A 17,409-nucleotide genomic window follows, 5' to 3' on the forward strand; every position below is an offset into this window, starting at 1 on the left:
GCCGCGGACAGGACCGCAGGCGGGGCGTACCGGTGGCGTGCTGCTAGGGTGCGGCGGATGAGCGGACGTGGAGTTCTTGTCACCGGAGCGTCGCGAGGCATCGGACGCGCGATCGCGGCGGCCTTCGCCGCCCAGGGAGATCGGGTCGCGATCCACCACCGCGACTCCGCGAAGGAGGCCCAGAGCCTGCTCGGCGAGCTGCCGGGCCGGGGCCATGTGGTCGTCCAGGCCGACCTGGCCGACCCCGACGGCGTGCGGCGCATGACCGACGAGGCGGCGCGCGCCCTCGGCGGCATCGACATCCTGGTCAACAACGCCGGGGTCTTCCTCCACCACCCCGTCACCGAGATGTCCTACGAGCAGTGGCAGGACGCCTGGCGGCGGACGCTCGACGTCAACCTGACGGGCGCGGCCAACGCCACCTGGTGCGCGATCCAGCACATGCCCGCCGGCGGCAGGATCGTCAACGTCTCCTCGCGCGGCGCCTTCCGCGGCGAGCCCGACAGCCCGGCCTACGGCGCGAGCAAGGCGGGGCTGAACGCCTTCGGCCAGTCACTGGCCATCGCGCTCGCCCCGCGGGGCATCGCGGTGGCCTCGGTGGCGCCCGGATTCGTCGAGACGGACATGACGAACGAGCACCTCAAGGCGCCGCGCGGCGACGCGATCAGGTCGCAGAGCCCGTTCGGGCGGGTGGCGCGGCCGGAGGAGATCGCGACGGCCGTGCTGTACCTCGCGTCGCCGTCCGCCGAGTGGGCCAGCGGCACGGTGCTCGATCTGAACGGCGCCTCATACCTTCGCTGACAAGTCCACCCAAATCTCATGATCTCCGTTAATCAGGCGGTTATTGTGAATTTCTAGGGACACTTCGGAAACTCGTTTCGAGGGGGACGGCGTGGCCAAGGGGTGCTTGTACGCGCTGGCATCCGGCGCGGGATGCGCGGCGCTCGTCGTGATCGGCTTCGTCGCCTACGTCCACCTCGGATCAGGCGTCCTGCTCCTCGCCCTGCTGATGGCGCCCATCGGCCTGTGCGGGCTGGTCGTCGCGCACGACGTCATGAACCACCGGGCCGTCAACGCCGGCGAGCGGCAGCGGCTCGCCCGCGAGCGTGACCGGGTCCGGCGTACCGTCGACCTCGTCACCGACCCCTCCCTCACCGACGTCGAGCGCCTGGCCGTGATCGACTGCTTCGTTCCGAGGCTGGGACGGAACCCGGCGCGGTCGCCGTACCGTGACAGGTTCGTGGCGGTGGACGAGCTGTCCCCGCCGTCACGCGCCCTGCTGGAACGGGCCAGAGCGGCCGTCATGTCCGTCTACACCTCCCAGGTCATGCGGCGGCGGCTGCTGGACGACCTGGCCAACGAGACCCTGTTACCGAGGCAGCTCTGGGAGATCGCCATGCTCCTGCGGGTGCAGACGCACCTGCAGGAGGAGCAGGACGAGGCCCGCCAGGGACGCGTCACCCCCGAACTGCTGGCCGTGCTCGAACCCCAGCAGGAGGCCCTGCGCCGCTCCGTCGCGTCGGTGACGGCCAGAGTGGAGAGCCTGGAGCGGTACGCCGGTCGGGTCCAGGAGGCCGACGCCGCCCTGCGGGCCATGGACGCCCTGGGCAACAACCACAAGTACCGGGCCCTGCTGGCCCACACCGACGACACCGAAGGGCTGCGCGAGCTCGAAGCCCAGGGAGACACGCTGCAGGAGACCCTGACCAGGAGCGTCCGCGACGCCATCGAAGCGGGCCAGACCCTCGAGATCACGTGAGCCGGCGTTCCAGCAGGTGCGCTCCCCGGCCCGCCAGCAGCGAGCCGCACCACTCGCGCAGATCCGCCGGGTCGGGCCCGCGCGCCTCGCCCCCGGCCAGCAGGCCGGCCCAGTCGAGCAGGGACTCGGCCAGCATGAGCGGCACCCCACGCCGCTCGTGCACCTCGGCCGCCGCCTCGAAATGTTCGGCGGCCCGCCGCGGATCCCCCATGGCGACGCGCAGGTGCGCCAGATAGTGGTGCCCGCAGTGGTGCGCCACCGTGCCGTGCCCGAACGTCTCGCCGTCGGCGGCCAGCGCGTCGTACAGCTGTCCGGCCAGTTCGGGCCGCCCCAGCCTGGACGCGGCCACGGCCAGGTTGTCGAGAGCGGGCCGGTAGGCCATGTTCCGTGGCGGCTCGGCGCCCTGGTCGGCCAGGATGCGGTCGAGCAGGGGAGCGGCCCCCTCGTCGCCCAGCTCGCACAGGAAGCGCAGCACCGCGTGCACCGGGTCGACGCGCGGCGCCCGGGCGGCCCGCCGCAGCCGGTCGCCCAGCTCCCACAGCCGCCCCTGCAACCGCCGGATCTCGCCGATCTGCTCGGCGTAGATGGCCACGGCCTCCAGGCGGCGGCCGATCTCCGAACCGAGCCGCATGGCGGCCTCCGCCTCGGCCTCCGCCTGCGCCAGGTCGCCCTGCATGAGGGTCAGCCCGGCCCTGGAATAGCCGATCACCCAGTTGAGCTGGGGTTGCGCCAGCCGGCGCGCCAGCTCGTCGGCCCGGTCGAGCAGCGTCGCCGCCCTGGCCGCGTCGCCGCTGTCGAGCACCGGGGGCGTGCGCTGCACGTACGCGTGGAACAGCGCGAGGTCGTCGCCCGTCATGCGGGCGGCCTCCAGCATCTCGTCGCCGTCGCGGTGCCGCTGGTGCAGCGGGTCGGCGGGGATGATCGTCAGGCTGCGCAACCCCAGCACGCCGGCCAGCGTGCGCGGGTCGCCGGACTTGCGGGCCAGCGCCACCGCCTCGTCGCTCAGCGCGAAGCGCCGCTCGCCGTCGGGCGCCCAGATCAGCTCCGAGGCGAGCTGGGCCGCCAGCAGCGCCCTGGTGCTGACGTCAGTGGAGTCGACCAGCCGGCGCGCCTCGGTCAGCAGGGCGATGCGCTGCGTGTCGGGCGCCGCCGAGATGGTGGAGAAGCCGCGGTCGCCGCCGAGCGCGGCCATGACGATCAGGTCGTGGCGCTCGCACTCCCTGGCCAGGTCGGCCGCCCGCACCAGGGTCTGCCTGGCCTCCGGGTCGCCCGCCAGCCACATCGCCCTGCCGCACTCCATGAGCAGCTCCGCGCGCCGCTCCCGCGTCGTGCCGGGGAAGTCGCCGAGCAGGTCGAGCACCCGCTGGTACCACGTGACCGCCTCGCGGTGGGCCAGCCCGGCCAGCGCGTGTTGCGCCGCGCGCACCGCCGCCTCCGCCGCCGCGCGCACCCGGGCGGGGTCGCGGCCGTGTTCGGCGGCGGCCAGCAGGTGAGCGGCCACGACGTACGGCCGGGCCTCCATGGCGCCCGGGTCGGTCCGCGACAGCGCGTCGGCCACCCGGCCGTGCAGCAGCCCGGCGCGCGGCACGGACAGGTTGGCGTAGAGGGCGTTCCTGGTCAGCTCGTGCGTGAAGTGGCAGGAGCCGCCGTCGGACATGCTCACCAGGCCCGCGCCCATCGCCTCCTCGACGGCGGCCACGAACCGCGCCTCGTCGAGGTCGAGCCCGGCCCGCAACTCGGCCGGCTCCATGCGCTCGCCGACGGCCAGCAGGTTGACCAGGTCACGCGCGTCCGGAGGGAGCTGCGCCATGCGGGCCACGGCCATCCTGGACACCGAGTCGGGCACGGCCAGCGCGTCGAGGTCCTTGCCCGCGGCCAGCTCTCTCACCACCTCGCTGACCAGGAACGCGTTGCCGCCCGTGATCCGGTGCAGCCGCTCGGCGTCGCCGCCGGTGCGCAGCTGCGCCAGCGCGTGACCGACCTCGTCGAGGCCGAAGGCGGGGACCGGGATGACCCGGCTTTCCGCGGTCACCTTGTGCAGCTCCGGCATCGCCGACTCGACCGGCAACGGCCGCGACATGGCGAGGACGAGCATGGGCAGGGCGTCGGCGTCCCACATGAGGGCGTTGAGCATCTGCAGCGACTCCAGCGTCGCCCACTGCAGGTCGTCGATCACCAGCAGCACCGGTCGTACGGTGGCCAGGCGTTCGATCAGCGTGCGGGCCGCGGCCATCAGGTGGTAGCGCTCCGAGACGGGCTCGGTGGCGGGCGGCACCTCCAGCGACAGCGGCGGCGCGGCCAGCGACGGAGCGAGCCGGACGAGCTGGCCGCACTGCTGGTCGACCCCGGCCCGCAGCAGCAGCGCGGGTGAGGTGCGGGCCAGCCGTTCGACCGCGCCCGCGATCGGCTCGTACGCCTGCCGCGCCGGATCCGTGCACCGCCCCGCGAGCACCGTGAACTGCCGCTTGAGCGCCCGCCTGGCGACCTCGGAGGCCAGCCGGGTCTTGCCCACTCCCGGCTCGCCCTGCAGGATCACCAGCCCGCTGCCGAACTCGGCCGCCGCCAGCTCGCCGTCCAGCGCCCGCAGCTCCTCCTCCCTGCCGACGAAGGGCAGCACGTGGTTCTCGTCCAGCCACGGCGCCGGCCCGCCGCTCTGGTGGTGCTCGGCGCTCTGCCAGTGCAGCTCGTACGTGTGCAGCGGCTCCCGCAGCCCCTTGCCGGGCAGCCGCCCCAGGTCCTTGAACTCGTGCCTGCCCCGCCCCTGCGCCAGCCGGCGTACCAGGTCGGTGCAGAGCACCTGGCCGCCCTCGGCCAGCGCGACCAGGCGTGCCGCCTCCACCGTGGGCAGCCCGCTGACGTCGTCGCGCCCCCAGCACACGTCGCCGGCGGCGAGCGCGGCCCGGATGGAGATCTTCTCCGGGGCGCGCTCGTTCTCGTCGGCGACCGCCTGCTCGACCGCGATGATCGCGTCGAGCCCGGCCGTGGCCGAGTCGAACACCGCCATCAGCCCGTCGCCCAGGCTCTTGGTGAACGTCGAGCCGTTGGCGGTCACGACGGACTGCAGCAGCTGGTAGAGCCGGCGGAAGACGACGTTGGCCCGCTCCTCGCCCAGCCTGACGCGCAGGGCGGTGGAGCTCACCACGTCGGTGAACAGGATGGTCGCCGTGGTGAGCGCGCCGGGCGCGTGCGGGGGAGTCACGTGCCCGGCCCTTGCGGCGTCCGCCCTTTCATGGCCCGCACGGGCGCGCGCAACCTGCCGCGGACCTCCCGGCGGACCGCCCGGGTCGCCACCGCGGGGCGCGACTGCCTGATCCGCCAGGCGCGGGCCAGCTCTTCGGGGATCCGGAACGCCGCGGTGCCGTCGGAGTGGCGGTCGATCAGCGCGATGACGATGTGCCTGCCGGCTTTGCGCGTCAGCCGGCGGGCCACGCCGTCGACGGGGCCCGCCAGCCAGGAGTGCCGGTGCGCCGAACGTGCCGCCGCGAACAGGGCGGTGAACCACCATGCGGGCTTCGGCACCTGGAGCAGCTCGGGCACCTGGTCGGCACGGTGGGCGGCGTCGCGGAAGACCCAGTGCACCAGGCTGCGCGGCAGCTTGCGCCACCCGAGGGGCATGAACTCCTCCATCTCCGCCAGCAGCGTGGCCATCAGCCGGCGGCCCTCCTCGCTGGATTCGTAGAGGCGGCCGAGACGCTCGCTGACCGGCTCGACATCGGCGAGCGTGAGAGGCCTGTCACGGCAGGCGTCGACGCCCATCAGATGGCCGAAGACGCTCCACGTGTGCAGGTGGGCGGCGCGCTCCTCCTCGGTCAGCACGACGCCCATGCGCTCCAGAGCCTCCCACGTCACCACCGAGAAGTCGAAGATGGTGGCCAGCAGCAGTTCCTGGTTGACCGGGGGCCCGTATCTCGCGGTGTCCCAGCGGTCGGCGTAGCGCTCGTCGACCACGGCGCGCACGAACGAGTGCAGGATGCGCAGCCCGATCGCCGTGGTGTGCCCGGGGCCACCGGGCCGCAGGCTGCCGGTCGCCCGCAGCCCCATCACGTCGATCAGCATCTGCCCCGTCTCGGCCACCCTCCGGGTGAGGCTGTGCGTGGCCAGGTTGGAGACGCCGGCCAGGACCTTGGCGCTGGACACCTCCACGTACGCCATCGGCAGGCACTTGCAGAACAGCGCGGCCGACTGGTAGAGCCCGTAGTCGGCGAACACGGCCTGCCCCCTGGCCAGCAACTCCTCGTCGTCGCCCCAGCCGGGCAGGTCCCTGGCGAAGTCGATGGCGTCGAAAATCTCGGAGGCGGGCGGCTCGCCCGAGGGCGCCCTCGCCTCCCGCTTGGCCTGCCCCAGCTCGGCGACCACGGCCTTGAGCAGCTCCAGCGGGCCGCTCCCCTCGGGCTGGGCCTCGAGATAGTCGGCGACCACCTTGTCGATGTCGGGATCCGCCTGCTGCCTCAGCTGCCGGAACCGTTCTTCCGGCCAGCGCTCGTCCTGTTCCGTCATGTGCCCCGTACTCCAGATTCGGTCAGAGGCCGCCCCGTTTGCGCAGAGCGGCGACATCCAGCAGCGTGATGGTCCGGCCTTTGACGGCGATGAGATTGCGCGACACGAGAGACTGCAGCGCCCGGTTGACCGCCGGTCGCGACGCGCCGATCAGCGCCGCCAGGTCGGACTGCGTCAGCCTTGGCATCTCCACCACGCCGTCGGCGTGGCCGTGCTTGTCGGCCAGTTGCAGCAGCAGCTTCGCCAGCCGCCCGCCGAGGTCGAGGAAGGCCAGGTCGGCGGCCTGGTCGGTGAGCCTGCGCACCATGTGGCCGAGCATGCGCAGGAACTCGTCGGCCAGCCCCGGGTGCTCCCGCATGAGCTCCAGCAGCCGCGCCCTGGGCAGCGCGAACACCCACGCCGCCCGCGCCGTCACGATCGACGCCGAGCGCGGTGAGCCGTCCAGCAGCGCCATCTCGCCGAAGGTGTCGCCCCTGCCCAGCATGTTGAGCACGATCTCGTCGCCGTGCTCGGTGGTGAACACCACCTTCACCAGGCCGGCCAGCAGGACGTAGAGGGACTCTCCCGGGTCGCCCTGGTGGAAGATGATCTGCCCCGAGCGGTATCTCCGCGCCAGCCCCGCCTGAGCCGTGCTCCGGATGCCGCTCTCTCCGAGCACGCGGAACAAGGGAATCTCCGCCAGCACGGTGGCGATCGCCTCGGCGTCGTGAGGGAGATGCCCTTTCATGCAAGAACTTTAGGCCGCATTCCGCGCCTGGACAGGGAGCCGCCGCCGATGCCTGGAATGTGACGAGGAACACAGCCGTACTGTGTCGTCCGGAACAGACCGGACAGATCACTCGACGCACGGTGGACCTGCCGGACGGGATTGGCCCCCCGAGTACCCGGACCGGCAGGGAGAAGACAGACATGCACGTGGAGACCATCGAGCGTCCCGGCACGGCCACGGCCGCGCTGGTGTCGGCCGCGCAGGACGGCGACGCGGCGGCGTGGGAGCGGCTGGTCGAGGAGTTCAGCCCCATGCTCAGGGCGCGCATCCGCAGGTTCAGGCTCAGCCACGAGGACGCCCAGGACGTGCTCCAGACCACCTGGCTGCTGGCCTGGCAGAACCTGAAGAGCGTGAGCGACGGCCAGCGGATGGCGGGCTGGCTGGCGACCATCGCCTTCCGCGAGTGTCTCAAGCTCACCAGGCGGACGAAGGAGATCTGCACGCCCGACCTCGATTCATTGGGCAGCACGGACGACGTCGACAGGGAACTGGCCAGGATCTGGCTGGCGGGCACGCTGGCCGAGCTGGTCGAGGAACTGCCGGCGGCGCAGCGGGTCCTGTTCAGAGCGCTCACGGAAACCTCCGAGCCCCACTACGTGGACGTGGCACGCAGGCTGGGCAGGCCGGTCGGGAGCATCGGGCCCACCCGAGCCCGCTGTTTCGCGAAGCTGCGCGGGCTGCTCCAGGCTCGGGAGATCACCCGCGACTTCCTTGACTGACTCACTTCGTGTCCGGGCCGAGCGGGATCGCCTCCAGGAACGGCTCGAAGTCGAAGTGCTCCATCTCGTACGCGTCGGGATCGGTCTCCGACGGATAGCGGTAGACCCCGCGCGGACGGCCGAGCCCCGGGTTGCCGGCGAACATGTCGCCGACCGCCTGGGGGACCAGGCCGCGCTTCATCTCCTCCGCCAGGCCCTCGGAGATCTCCTTCGCGAACGGGGCGTCGTAGAGCGCGGAGACGGTCTGGTAGACGCGGAAATAGCTGACGATGAAGCGCATCCGGTCGCGGTAGGACACCCAGTCGGCGACGCCCGCCATGGACGCCTCCTGGTCCTCGGTGATGAACTCCTCGGCCAGCTTGCGCACCTTCTCGTTCCTGATCGGCGCCCACACCTCGGCCAGGTCGACGCCGGCGGGCGCGGTGAGCGGCCTGCCGACCTTGACGTCGCTGAGCGGCGTGCGCACCGCGAACATGTGGCGCGTGTAGAGGGAGGACCACGCCGACTCCAGCAGGCGCGTCAGCCACGGCTGGTCCTCGTGCCGCGCGCTGTAGAGCCGGAACCTGGGAAAGGGCCGCCGGGTCACCAGCGAGCGCAACGACCGCCACGACACCCGCGTCAGCCACCTGACGGGCCGGTAGAGCACGAGTTCCAGGGCCTTCTGCGCGCGTGCCTGCTCGTAGGCGGACAGCGCGATGTTGGCGCCCAGCATCAGCTCGGCCCGGTCCGCCGGGTCGGTGGCCTCCCGGGCCTCCACCAGCAGCTGCGCGGCGTCCTTCAGGTAACGCTCGTCGGCGTCGGCCAGCAGGTCGGTCAGGAACCGCGGCGGCGTCGGCGTCAGGCCGGACTCGGGGCTCACCTTGAGGTAGCGGTCGGGCGTGTCGTTCCACAGGTTGACCGCGAGGCTGGCCGTCTCCAGGAAGATGGCCCGGTTGGCCAGCGCCAGCCCGAGCCGGTAGCTGGGGCCGAGCAGGGTGAGCAGCGCGGCCCTGAACACCCGCATGAACCGCTGCGGTACTCCGAGCCGGCGCCCGACGTCCTCGATGAACGGCGAGCCGGGGCTGAGGTCCAGGCTCTCCCCGACCGCCTTGGACGTCCAGGTGGCGTAGCAGTACCAGTTGGTCGCGTCCCTGCCGAGGTGCGCGGCCAGGTCACCGGCGACGCGGTGGTAGCTGTGGGCGATGACCATCGCTTCGAGCGCCGGGCTCCGGTCCTTGTAGGCCGCGATGCGCAGCACGTCGTCCGCGGTCATCGGAGTGTCGGACATGGGGTCTCCCGTGTTGCTGGTCCCGTCGCCTCGGAGAGCGTGCTCCGGGGGCGTCGGATACGGTCGGCGGCCGGCTCTGCCCCGTGGCCGCCAGCCAGGAGCGTAGGAGCCGCCGCTTGCGACGGGCTTGCAGACGAATCGTCGATCCGCCGCCCCGGGCGGCACTCCCGGGGCGGCGCCCTCAGTCCAGCACCACGATCCTGCTGAGCACGACGTACCCGCCGAGCGCCCCCGCGCTGCCGGCGGCGGTCGCCGTGGTGAGGTTGACCACGAGGTCATAGGTGCCGGCGCTGAGCCGGCCGCGCATCGGGACGGAAGCGGTGTACCGGCCCGAGCCAGGGGTGAAGGTCAACTCCATGGGCGGAGTGGGATGCCGTGACTCACCGCCTCCCGGCCGGTCGGTGACGATCTCCAGCTTCCAGCAGCCCGCCAGCCAGTCGACCAGCTCACCGGTGACCTCCCAGCTCACGTCCACGGTCCAGCCCTCGCCCCGCCGCACGACCTTCGTGGGCTGAGCACCGGGATCGACCACCTGACCGTGCAGAGTCCCGGTCAGCTGCTCGGCCGGCACCTTCATCACGTGGAATTCCCCGGTCGCCATGTCGCTCTCCTCTCCGCGGGGCGGTGCCCCGTGCGAAGGTGCAGAGCGCCGCCGATGGCGGGGAAATACGCACCCTTCTGGTGATGGATGACGGACTTCTGGCCGTCCGTCTAGCGCAGGCGGACCGCGTCGGGGCCCAGCTCGGTGACGTCGCCGACGCCCAGCAGCTGCAGGGTGCGTACGAGCTCGGCGTGCAGCAGGTCGAGCACCCGGCGCACGCCCGGTTCGCCGCCCGCCATCAGCCCGTAGAGGTAGGCGCGGCCGATGAAGCAAGCCTTCGCGCCCAGCCCGACCGCGGCGGCCACGTCGGCGCCCGTGCGGACGCCCCCGTCGAGGAAGACCTCGGTGCGGTCGCCGACGGCGGCCACCACCGCTGGCAGCAGTTCCAGCGGCGTGGGGGCGCGGTCGAGCTGCCGCCCGCCGTGGTTGGACACGACGATGCCGTCCACTCCCACCGCGGCCAGCTCCTTGGCGTCGTCGACCCGCTGCACACCCTTGACCAGCAGCTTGCCCCGCCACGCCGACCGGATCCAGCCGAGGTCCCTGATCGTCACCGAGGGGTCGAACATCAGGTTCGTGATCCCCGCCAGGTCGTCGGGCGCGCCGTCCACGGTGGCGAACCTGAGCGGCTCGCTGGTCAGGAAGTCGAACCACCACGCCGGGTGCCGCACCGCCTGGAGCGCGCTCCGCCAGCGCAGGGACGGCGGGACGGTCAGGCCGTGCCGCACGTCGCGCAGCCGGGCCCCCGCCACGGGCACGTCCACGGTCACCACCAGCACGTCCATGCCCGCCTCCCGCGCCAGGGACAGGACGTCCAGGTTGCGGGCGCGGTCACGGACGACGTACAGCTGGAACCAGTTCCACCCGCCGGGGGCCGCGGCGGCCACGTCGCCGGCGCTGGTGGTGCCCATGGTGGACAGCGTGTACGGGACACCCGCGCGTGCGGCGGCCCGCGCCACCGCCGGTTCGCCCTCGCGGTGCATCATGCGGGTGAAGCCGGTGGGGCCGAGCACGACCGGCATCGCGATCCGCCGCCCCAGGATCTCGACCGCGGTCGGGGCCTCGGCGACGTCCCGCAGCACGCGGGGCCTGAACTCCACGCGCTCGAACGCCTCCAGCGCCCTGGCCATCGACCGCTCGCCCTCGGCCGCGCCGTCGACGTAGTCGAACACCATCCGCGGAGCCCGCCGCCTGGCCAGCAGCCGCAGGCCGGCCACGTCGGCGGCGCCCGCGATGCGCTGGGCCGCGGACCAGCGGGGCCGGCCGGGCATCACGGCCCGCAGCTCCCGCCAGCGGGGCAGGCGCCGCGGCTGCTTCGGTGTGGCGTCGATGACCAGGACGTTACCAAACGATCCTGGACGAACCGCGTACGGTGGGATGGTGATCGACGACTGGACCGTGCTCGCGGGCGGCTCGCCCGCGAGCCTCGCCACCGGGGCGGAACTGGTCGCCCGCTGGTCGGAGCCGCACCGCCGCTACCACACCCTCGGCCACCTGGCCGCCGTGCTCGCGGCCGCCGGCCGGCTGGCAGGAGACGCGGACGATCCCGCGGCGGTGCTGCTGGCCGCCTGGTTCCACGACGCCGTCTACGACGGCAGGCCGGGCTGGGACGAGGAGCGCAGCGCCCAGCTCGCGCAGTCGAGGCTGCCCAGGTGCGGCGTGCCCGCCGGCCGCGTCGCCGAGGTGGCCAGACTGGTACGCCTGACGGCCGCCCACGCGCCGGCCGACGGGGACCGCGACGGCGCCGTCCTGTGCGACGCCGACCTCGCCGTCCTCGGCGGCCCGGACTACGCCGGCTACGCCGCGGCCGTCCGCGAGGAGTACGCCCACGTGCCCGACGATTTGTTCGCCAAGGGGCGCTCCGAGGTGCTGCGCCGGCTGCTGGCCGGGCCGTCCATCTACCGGACGGCGCGGGCGCGCGAGTGGTGGGAGGAGGCCGCCCGCGCCAACCTGGCCGCCGAGCTAGCGGCGCTTGCGGCGGCGCAGGCCGGCGGCGACGAGCCGCTGTAGCAGCTCGCGGGAGCTGACCGCCTGGGCGCCCAGCGACACCGCGCGGGCGTGCACGGTCTCCGGCACGTCGTAGTGATCACGGTCGAACGCCCGCTCCGGCACCCCGAGCCGCAGCGCGAAGTCGTGCAGCTCCCGCAGCGAGCTGTCGCTGACCAGGTGCGACCACATGAGGCCGCGCGGCCCCGGCCAGTTGGGCGGGTCGATGAGGACGGTCACGACCCCAAGAATAGAAGGGCGCCGCGGCCGGGCCGGCGCCGGACGGCCAGGCCACCATGGGCGGCCGGGCCGGGCCCGCCGCCTCAGCGCCGGACGGGCAGGACCCGGCCGCGCACGGCCAGCTCGCCCAGGTCGGGCAGCACGATCTCGGCGCCGTGCACGTGCAGCTCGGCCGCGCCGCCGCCGTCCCTGGTGACCGCGATCACCAGCCCGAAGCCGCCTTTCCTGCCCGCCTCGACGCCGGGCAGCGCGGACTCGACCACCGCGGCCCTGGCGGCGGGCAGGTCGAGGCGGCGTACGGCCTCGAGGAACAGGGCGGGATCGGGCTTGCCCGGCAGGTTCATCAGGGCCGCGTCGTTGCCGTCGACCAGCAGGTCGAACAGGTGCGTGACGCCCGCCGCGGTCACCAGCCTGCGGCCGTGCAGGCTGGCCGACACGGCCGCCGTACGCGCTCCTCGCCGCCGCAGCTCGTGCAGCAGCGCGACCGTGGAGGGGAAGGCGGCCACGCCGTACTTGTCCACCTGGGCCATGAAGATCTGGTCCTTGGCCAGGCCGAGCCCGTGCACGGTCGGCGCGCCTGGCTCGTCGTCGGGCGCGCCCTCGGGCAGCGTGATGCCGCGCGCGGCCAGGAAGGTGCGGATGCCGTCGAGCCGGGGACGCCCGTCGACGTGGCGGAGGTAGTCGTCGCGGATGTCGAAGGGCGCCGAGCGGCCGCGCAGGAAGGCGTCGAAGACGTGCTTCCAGGCGGCCGCGTGCCCCCGGGCGGTGTCGGTCACCACGCCGTCGGTGTCGAACACGACGGCGCTGATCACGCCCAGGTCGATGACGGGCTCGTTCGCGCTGCGTTCGTTCACAGTGCGAACGTAACCGCTCTACCAGGCGACGGGTAGCTCCTTCACGCCGTAGACGATGGCGAGTTCCCTGAACGGCACCTCGCCCGCCACGCGCAGGCCGGGGAAGCGGCGCAGCAGCGCGGGGAAGGCGATGCGCATCTCCATCTGCGCCAGCGGCGCGCCGATGCAGCGGTGGATGCCGTGGCCGAACGCCATGTGCGAGCCCGCGACGTCGCGGCCGGGCCGGACGACGTCGATGTCGTCGCCCAGGCTGGGGTCGCGGTTGGCGCCGGTCAGCGAGCAGAGCACCATCTCGCCCTTCTTGATCGGCACGCCGTGCAGCTCCATGTCGTCGCGGGCGAACCGCGGGAAGGCGACCTGCACGACCGTCATGTAGCGCAGCAGTTCCTCGACGACGTCGTTGACGTAGCCGTCGACCTCGCGCACCTTGGCGGCCTGCTCGGGGTTGCGCAGCAGCCAGAGGGTGCCGAGCGCGAGCATGCTCGTACTGGTGTCGTGGCCGCCGGTCAACAGGCCGTCGGCCATGCTGGCCAGAGTGCGGTCGTCGAGCTCGTCTCCGTGGTCGCGCAGCAACTGCCCGAGCAGCCCTTCGCCCGGCTGCCGGCGCTCCTTGGCCACGAGGTCGGTGAGGTACGCCATCGCGTCGTTGATCGCCTGCAGGGACGCCTCGGGACCGGCGGTGAAGTCGAAGCGGTCCTTGCTGAGCTTCACGAAGTCGGCGCGCTCGTCGTACGGGACGCCGAGCAGCTCGCACACGACGAGGGACGGGATCGGCAGCGCGAACTCCTCGACCAGGTCGACCGGCATGCTCTCGGCGCCCTTGGCCTCGATGCGGTCGAGGGCCTCTTCGACCATGGCCTCGATCCGCGGCTCCAGCCTGCGCAGCCGCCGCATGGTGAACTCGGGCGTCAGGAACTTGCGCAGCCGGGTGTGCTCGGGCGGGTCACGGAAGCCGAGGCCGCCCGGGTCCTCCTGGTTGGACCCGAGCCCGACGACTCCGGCGAAGTCGTTGCTGAAGCGTTCGTGGTCGCCGAGGACGCCGCGCACGTCCTCCCAGCGGGTGACCAGGTAAACGGTCTGACCGCCGGGGATCTCCATCGGGAAGACGGGGTGCTCGGCCCGGATGCGGCCGAGCTCACCCACGGGATCGAACCCGTCACGCATGAACTGGACGAGAGGGAACTCGTTGTCTGCCATCGATATCCGTCCTGCTGGGATGCATCACACCATGTCGGGATAAACCCCTCCATAGATGGTCTCACCCGCAAAGGGGACTGTTGCCCTCCCAAAGGAGGAATTTGTCCTCGACCCGGTGGAGGTCGTCCTCACCCTACGGTCCCGCTCGCGGGCGGAACCGCTGCTCCCGGCGCTCACCTTTTGTGACCGCCGGGTCACCCGATCGCGGGCTGGACGGACCGTACGGACGGTGGCGGGGAGAGGGCTGCCGGGAGTGTCACCGATCGCCTCGAACCGGTTTTCCGGAGTCGATCAAGCGTTGGAACTGGGGGGAAAGCTGGGCAAAATGGGGCCGCAGATGCCGTTTGGCGTACAAGATGGCGACATTCTGCGATGATCTCGTCGCATAGAGCCGGAGCCAGAGCCCCCACGGATAGTGACTGATGCCGACATTCGAGGAAATAGCAGCCTTCGTCACAGAGAAGCCGCTCGCCACCGCTGTCATCGCGCTGCTCAGCCTTGCCGGGCTCGCGCTGGCGTTCCTGGTCATCAGGGTCGTCTGGCGCGCGGCCGCCTGGTTGTTCGCCCGATACGTGGCCCAGCGTCCCGTCGAGGACGTGCTGACCATCGTGGCCGCGTCCATCGCCACAGGCGTGTCGGCGCAGGGCATGTGGCGCTTCTCCGGCGACGTGCTGGGGCTCGACGGGCCGCTGCGGCTGCTGCTGTTCGCGTTCATCGAGGTCGCGATCATCACCTCCGCCGTGCGCGCCCGCCGCAACATGCGCGAGAACTTCTCCGCCGGGATCGACGGCATCGCCGTGTGGGCGCTGACCTGCCTCACCGCCGTCCTGTCCAGCATGGACGCGCGCAGCGTGCCCGAGGCGCTGTTCAGGCTGGCCGCCCCGCTGGTGGCCGCCTGGCTGTGGGAGCGCGGCATGGCGATCGAACGCCACCGCATCCGCGGCACCGGCCGCATCAACTGGCGGCTGACGCCCGAGCGGCTGATGGTCAGGATGGGCCTGGCCGAGGTCAGCGACCGTACGGCCAGCGAGGTCGACGCCCACCGCAGGCTGACCCGCGTCGCGCTGGCAGCCAAGCGGGCCAAGGCGCTGCGCGAGGGAGGGGCGTCCGAGCGGAAGATGCGCGGCGCGCTGAGCAAGCTCGACAAGGCCATGGACCAGGCCGTCGAGCACACCGGGCTGGCCGTGGACCAGGGCCGCCAGGAGGCCCTGCTGGCGCAGATCGCCGCCCTGTACAACACCTCCGCCCTCATCGACGCCGACCCCCGCGTCCCCTGGGAGCCGGAGGCCGACCACCGGCCGGTGCCCGCCCGCCCCGCCCTGCCGCCCGCGCTGGCCGAGCTCGTCGAGGACGAGGACGAGGACGTCGAGGTGCTCGACGCCACCCCGCAGGTGGTCAGCACGGCCGAGCGGGCCGCCCTGATGCGGGCCGCGCGCGACTACTGGGACCGGCAGATCGCCAAGGGCATCGTGCCGCGCACCGTCGACATCGCCCAGGAGATCGGCATCTCGCTGGCCACGGCGCGCGAGTATCGTGCTCTCTGGAAGCTGGAGCCGCAGGCGCACGCCCTCATCGAGGCTCTCTACCACCAGCACGGCATCGTCGACACAGGCGCCTTCCCCGCGCTGGGGGCCGACGGGAGGGTGCTGACGAAGTCCTGAGGCGTCGTTGGAGGAGCACCGTTGCGGGAGCGCACGCTGGAGCGCGTCAGGAAACTCCTGGCCAAGGCCGAACGCACCGACAACGAGCACGAGCGGGCGACGTTCATGGCGGCCGCGTCGGCGCTCATGGCCAGGCACGGCATCGACGCGCTTCCTCCCGCGGGCACCCGCCAGACGCCCGGCGACCGCATCGTCTCCCTGCCCCACCCGTGGGCCAGGGAGAAGGCCCGCCTCGTGAGCCTGGTCGCCCAGGCGGTGCGGTGCCGGCCCCTGCTCATCGGGCGGGGTGAGGGCGGGCAGCGGGTGCACGTGTTCGGGTTCGCCGCCGACCTCGAACGCGCCGACCTGCTGGCCACCTCGCTGCTGCTGCAGATGGCCTCGGGGCTCGCACGCGTACGGCTTCCCGAGGGGGTCACGGCCGTGCGGGCCTACCGGCGGTCGTGGTTGCTCGGGTTCACCGACGAGGTGTACCGGCTGCTGTGCGAGGCCGAGTCCCGCGCCGAGGCCGAGTCCGCCGGCACCGGGACGGCGGTGGTGCTGGCCGACCGGAGGGCCGAGGTGGAGCGGGTGGTGGCGGCCCGCTACCCGGACATCCGGATGAGCGTGCCCAGGACGAGCGGCACCGGCTACCGCGACGGGGTCGCCGCGGGCCGCCACGCGGACATCGGCCGCACCGGCATGAGCACCGCCACCGCCCCCGAGCTCGCCCGCTGACCCCACCCACCACTCGGAGCAAGCGCTTGGGGTAAGCCCTTTCCGCAGATCCGTTTGGGCGGGCTCACCGCGGGCATAAGCGCGCACGGAACGCAGGATCCGCGGAAGCGAGACAGGTCACCGTGAACGCATCCTCCCGTCTCATCACCGCCGACCAGCTACGCGATCTCGCCCGCGACCTCCTGACCGCCGCACGGGTCCCCGCCGACACGGCGGCGACGGTCTCCGCCTCCCTGGTCGAGGCCGACCTCGCCGGGCACGGCTCGCACGGCGTGCGCCGGCTCGTGCCGTACGTCGACAGCATCGAGGCCGGTGTGATCGTGCCGGACGCCCGCCCCGGCGTCGTCTCGCGCCGTGGCGCGACCGCCGTCGTGTCGGGGCGGCGCGGCTTCGGGCAGGCCGCCGCCCGGCTGGCCACCGCCGAGGCCGCGCGGCTCGCCGCCGGGCACGGCGCCGGCGTGGTCGCCATCAGGGAGTGCAACCACGTCGGCAGGCTCGGCGAGTACGCCGGGACGCTGGCCGCCCGGGGACTCGTCGCCCAGGTGGTCGGCAACGCCGACCCGACCGTCGCCCCGTACGGCGGGCGCCGCAGGATGCTCGGCACCAACCCCATGGCCTGGGCCGTGCCCCGGGCAGGGGGCGCGGCCGTGGTCATGGACTGGGCGACGGCCGCCATGGCCGAAGGGAAGCTGGGCCTGCTGCTCGCCGGCGGCTCGAAGGCACCCGAGGGGGTGGTCGTCGATCCCGAGGGCCGCCCTTCCACCGACCCGGCCGACTTCTACCGGGGCGGGGCGCTGCTGCCGTTCGGCGGCCACAAGGGGTATGGCCTGAGCGTTCTCATCGAGCTGGTCGGCGGCCTGCTCACCGGCACCGGCACCGCCTGCTCACCCGGGTACGACGGCACGTTCGGCACGGTGATCACCGCGGTGGACCTGTCCGCGTTCGTCCCCCTGGACGACTACGTCGCCCAGGTCGAATCCTTCTGCGAAGCCCTGCGCGCATCGGGTCCCGGCGTGGTCGTTCCGGGGGAGCCGGAGGCCGAGGCGCGCGCGACGCGGCTGAAGGAGGGGATCCCCGTGCCCGCGCCCGTCTGGGCCGAGCTGGGCGTCCTCGCCGCACGGCTCGGCGTTCCGCAGCCGTGAGCT

Annotated in this window: 16 protein-coding genes; 7 read left to right on the forward strand and 9 right to left on the reverse strand. The window is 72.7% G+C overall.

Translation table 11 applies throughout. The annotated features are described in order from the left end of the window. The first annotated feature begins 57 nt into the window (after window positions 1-57). Window positions 58-801, forward strand: coding sequence for an SDR family NAD(P)-dependent oxidoreductase (locus tag ACTWPV_RS28275; RefSeq protein WP_443154121.1), 744 nt, complete (start codon window positions 58-60; stop codon window positions 799-801). 91 nt (window positions 802-892) lie between these two features. Further along, window positions 893-1,759 carry a hypothetical protein gene (locus tag ACTWPV_RS28280; protein ID WP_347648962.1) on the forward strand — a complete coding sequence of 289 codons (867 nt, stop codon included), beginning with the start codon at window positions 893-895 and terminating at the stop codon, window positions 1,757-1,759. Here the strand turns inward: ACTWPV_RS28280 and ACTWPV_RS28285 are convergent. The 3 genes from ACTWPV_RS28285 to ACTWPV_RS28295 are packed head-to-tail and all read right to left on the reverse strand — an operon-like array spanning window position 1,752 to window position 6,983. Beyond that, window positions 1,752-4,958, reverse strand: a complete 3,207-nt coding sequence (locus ACTWPV_RS28285; protein WP_443154122.1) for an ATP-binding protein — start codon at window positions 4,956-4,958, stop codon at window positions 1,752-1,754. The two genes, ACTWPV_RS28280 and ACTWPV_RS28285, sit on opposite strands and share 8 nt — an antisense overlap. Next, window positions 4,955-6,256 carry an oxygenase MpaB family protein gene (locus ACTWPV_RS28290; protein ID WP_443154123.1) on the reverse strand — a complete coding sequence of 434 codons (1,302 nt, stop codon included), beginning with the start codon at window positions 6,254-6,256 and terminating at the stop codon, window positions 4,955-4,957. The genes ACTWPV_RS28285 and ACTWPV_RS28290 overlap by 4 nt, the downstream gene beginning before the upstream one ends. 22 nt (window positions 6,257-6,278) lie before the next feature. Beyond that, on the reverse strand, window positions 6,279-6,983 hold the full coding sequence (locus ACTWPV_RS28295; protein WP_443154124.1) for a Crp/Fnr family transcriptional regulator: 705 nt from the start codon (window positions 6,981-6,983) through the stop codon (window positions 6,279-6,281). A gap of 182 nt (window positions 6,984-7,165) precedes the next feature. Between ACTWPV_RS28295 and ACTWPV_RS28300 the strand changes: the two genes are divergently transcribed. Next, window positions 7,166-7,744, forward strand: a complete 579-nt coding sequence (locus ACTWPV_RS28300; RefSeq protein ID WP_347648958.1) for an RNA polymerase sigma factor — start codon at window positions 7,166-7,168, stop codon at window positions 7,742-7,744. A gap of 1 nt (window position 7,745) precedes the next feature. On the opposite strand, the gene ACTWPV_RS28305 is transcribed toward ACTWPV_RS28300, so the two are convergent. The 3 genes from ACTWPV_RS28305 to ACTWPV_RS28315 form a co-directional block, all read right to left on the reverse strand. Beyond that, on the reverse strand, window positions 7,746-9,011 hold the full coding sequence (locus ACTWPV_RS28305; RefSeq protein ID WP_443154125.1) for a hypothetical protein: 1,266 nt from the start codon (window positions 9,009-9,011) through the stop codon (window positions 7,746-7,748). 181 nt (window positions 9,012-9,192) lie between these two features. Further along, entirely contained in the window at window positions 9,193-9,612 is a 420-nt protein-coding gene (locus ACTWPV_RS28310; RefSeq protein WP_347648956.1) for a hypothetical protein, read from the reverse strand. A gap of 110 nt (window positions 9,613-9,722) precedes the next feature. After that, the gene (locus ACTWPV_RS28315) at window positions 9,723-11,045 is read right to left on the reverse strand and encodes an alpha-hydroxy acid oxidase (protein WP_443154126.1); all 1,323 of its coding nucleotides are present in this window, start codon (window positions 11,043-11,045) and stop codon (window positions 9,723-9,725) included. Here ACTWPV_RS28315 and ACTWPV_RS28320 point away from each other — a divergent pair. Beyond that, on the forward strand, window positions 10,993-11,622 hold the full coding sequence (locus ACTWPV_RS28320) for an HD domain-containing protein (RefSeq protein ID WP_443154127.1): 630 nt from the start codon (window positions 10,993-10,995) through the stop codon (window positions 11,620-11,622). The two genes, ACTWPV_RS28315 and ACTWPV_RS28320, sit on opposite strands and share 53 nt — an antisense overlap. On the opposite strand, the gene ACTWPV_RS28325 is transcribed toward ACTWPV_RS28320, so the two are convergent. The 3 genes from ACTWPV_RS28325 to ACTWPV_RS28335 all read right to left on the reverse strand — a co-directional run bounded on the left by ACTWPV_RS28325 (window position 11,575) and on the right by ACTWPV_RS28335 (window position 13,889). Beyond that, window positions 11,575-11,838 (reverse strand): DUF4031 domain-containing protein, encoded by a 264-nt coding sequence (locus tag ACTWPV_RS28325; RefSeq protein WP_347648953.1) that lies wholly within the window; start codon window positions 11,836-11,838, stop codon window positions 11,575-11,577. The two genes, ACTWPV_RS28320 and ACTWPV_RS28325, sit on opposite strands and share 48 nt — an antisense overlap. 83 nt (window positions 11,839-11,921) lie before the next feature. Continuing rightward, window positions 11,922-12,692: an HAD family hydrolase gene (locus ACTWPV_RS28330; protein ID WP_443154128.1), complete on the reverse strand. Its 771-nt coding sequence runs from the start codon at window positions 12,690-12,692 to the stop codon at window positions 11,922-11,924. A gap of 18 nt (window positions 12,693-12,710) precedes the next feature. After that, complete coding sequence (locus tag ACTWPV_RS28335) at window positions 12,711-13,889, reverse strand: cytochrome P450 (RefSeq protein WP_443154129.1); 1,179 nt, start codon at window positions 13,887-13,889, stop codon at window positions 12,711-12,713. A 422-nt stretch (window positions 13,890-14,311) separates the two neighbouring features. Here ACTWPV_RS28335 and ACTWPV_RS28340 point away from each other — a divergent pair, with 422 nt between their 5' ends. From ACTWPV_RS28340 to ACTWPV_RS28350, 3 genes are all read left to right on the forward strand, one after another. Next, window positions 14,312-15,550: a hypothetical protein gene (locus ACTWPV_RS28340; RefSeq protein WP_347648950.1), complete on the forward strand. Its 1,239-nt coding sequence runs from the start codon at window positions 14,312-14,314 to the stop codon at window positions 15,548-15,550. A 21-nt stretch (window positions 15,551-15,571) separates the two neighbouring features. Then, a complete protein-coding gene (locus ACTWPV_RS28345) occupies window positions 15,572-16,264 on the forward strand; it encodes a DUF2786 domain-containing protein (protein ID WP_443154130.1) in 693 nt (230 codons plus the stop codon). Between the two features lie 122 nt (window positions 16,265-16,386). Further along, the gene (locus tag ACTWPV_RS28350) at window positions 16,387-17,406 is read left to right on the forward strand and encodes an Ldh family oxidoreductase (RefSeq protein WP_443154131.1); all 1,020 of its coding nucleotides are present in this window, start codon (window positions 16,387-16,389) and stop codon (window positions 17,404-17,406) included. The last annotated feature ends 3 nt before the right edge of the window (window positions 17,407-17,409 follow it).

It is taken from the genome of Nonomuraea sp. KM88, from assembly GCF_052245635.1.
Lineage (GTDB): Bacteria > Actinomycetota > Actinomycetes > Streptosporangiales > Streptosporangiaceae > Nonomuraea.

Excerpts from the sequence above, each read along its gene's own strand:
- ACTWPV_RS28275 (WP_443154121.1), top strand. The coding sequence starts at position 58 with ATGAGCGGACGTGGAGTTCTTGTCACCGGAGCGTCGCGAGGCATCGGA.
- ACTWPV_RS28290 (WP_443154123.1), bottom strand. The coding sequence starts at position 6,256 with ATGACGGAACAGGACGAGCGCTGGCCGGAAGAACGGTTCCGGCAGCTG.
- ACTWPV_RS28295 (WP_443154124.1), bottom strand. The coding sequence starts at position 6,983 with ATGAAAGGGCATCTCCCTCACGACGCCGAGGCGATCGCCACCGTGCTG.
- ACTWPV_RS28300 (WP_347648958.1), top strand. The coding sequence starts at position 7,166 with ATGCACGTGGAGACCATCGAGCGTCCCGGCACGGCCACGGCCGCGCTG.
- ACTWPV_RS28305 (WP_443154125.1), bottom strand. The coding sequence starts at position 9,011 with ATGTCCGACACTCCGATGACCGCGGACGACGTGCTGCGCATCGCGGCC.
- ACTWPV_RS28310 (WP_347648956.1), bottom strand. The coding sequence starts at position 9,612 with ATGGCGACCGGGGAATTCCACGTGATGAAGGTGCCGGCCGAGCAGCTG.
- ACTWPV_RS28335 (WP_443154129.1), bottom strand. The coding sequence starts at position 13,889 with ATGGCAGACAACGAGTTCCCTCTCGTCCAGTTCATGCGTGACGGGTTC.
- ACTWPV_RS28340 (WP_347648950.1), top strand. The coding sequence starts at position 14,312 with ATGCCGACATTCGAGGAAATAGCAGCCTTCGTCACAGAGAAGCCGCTC.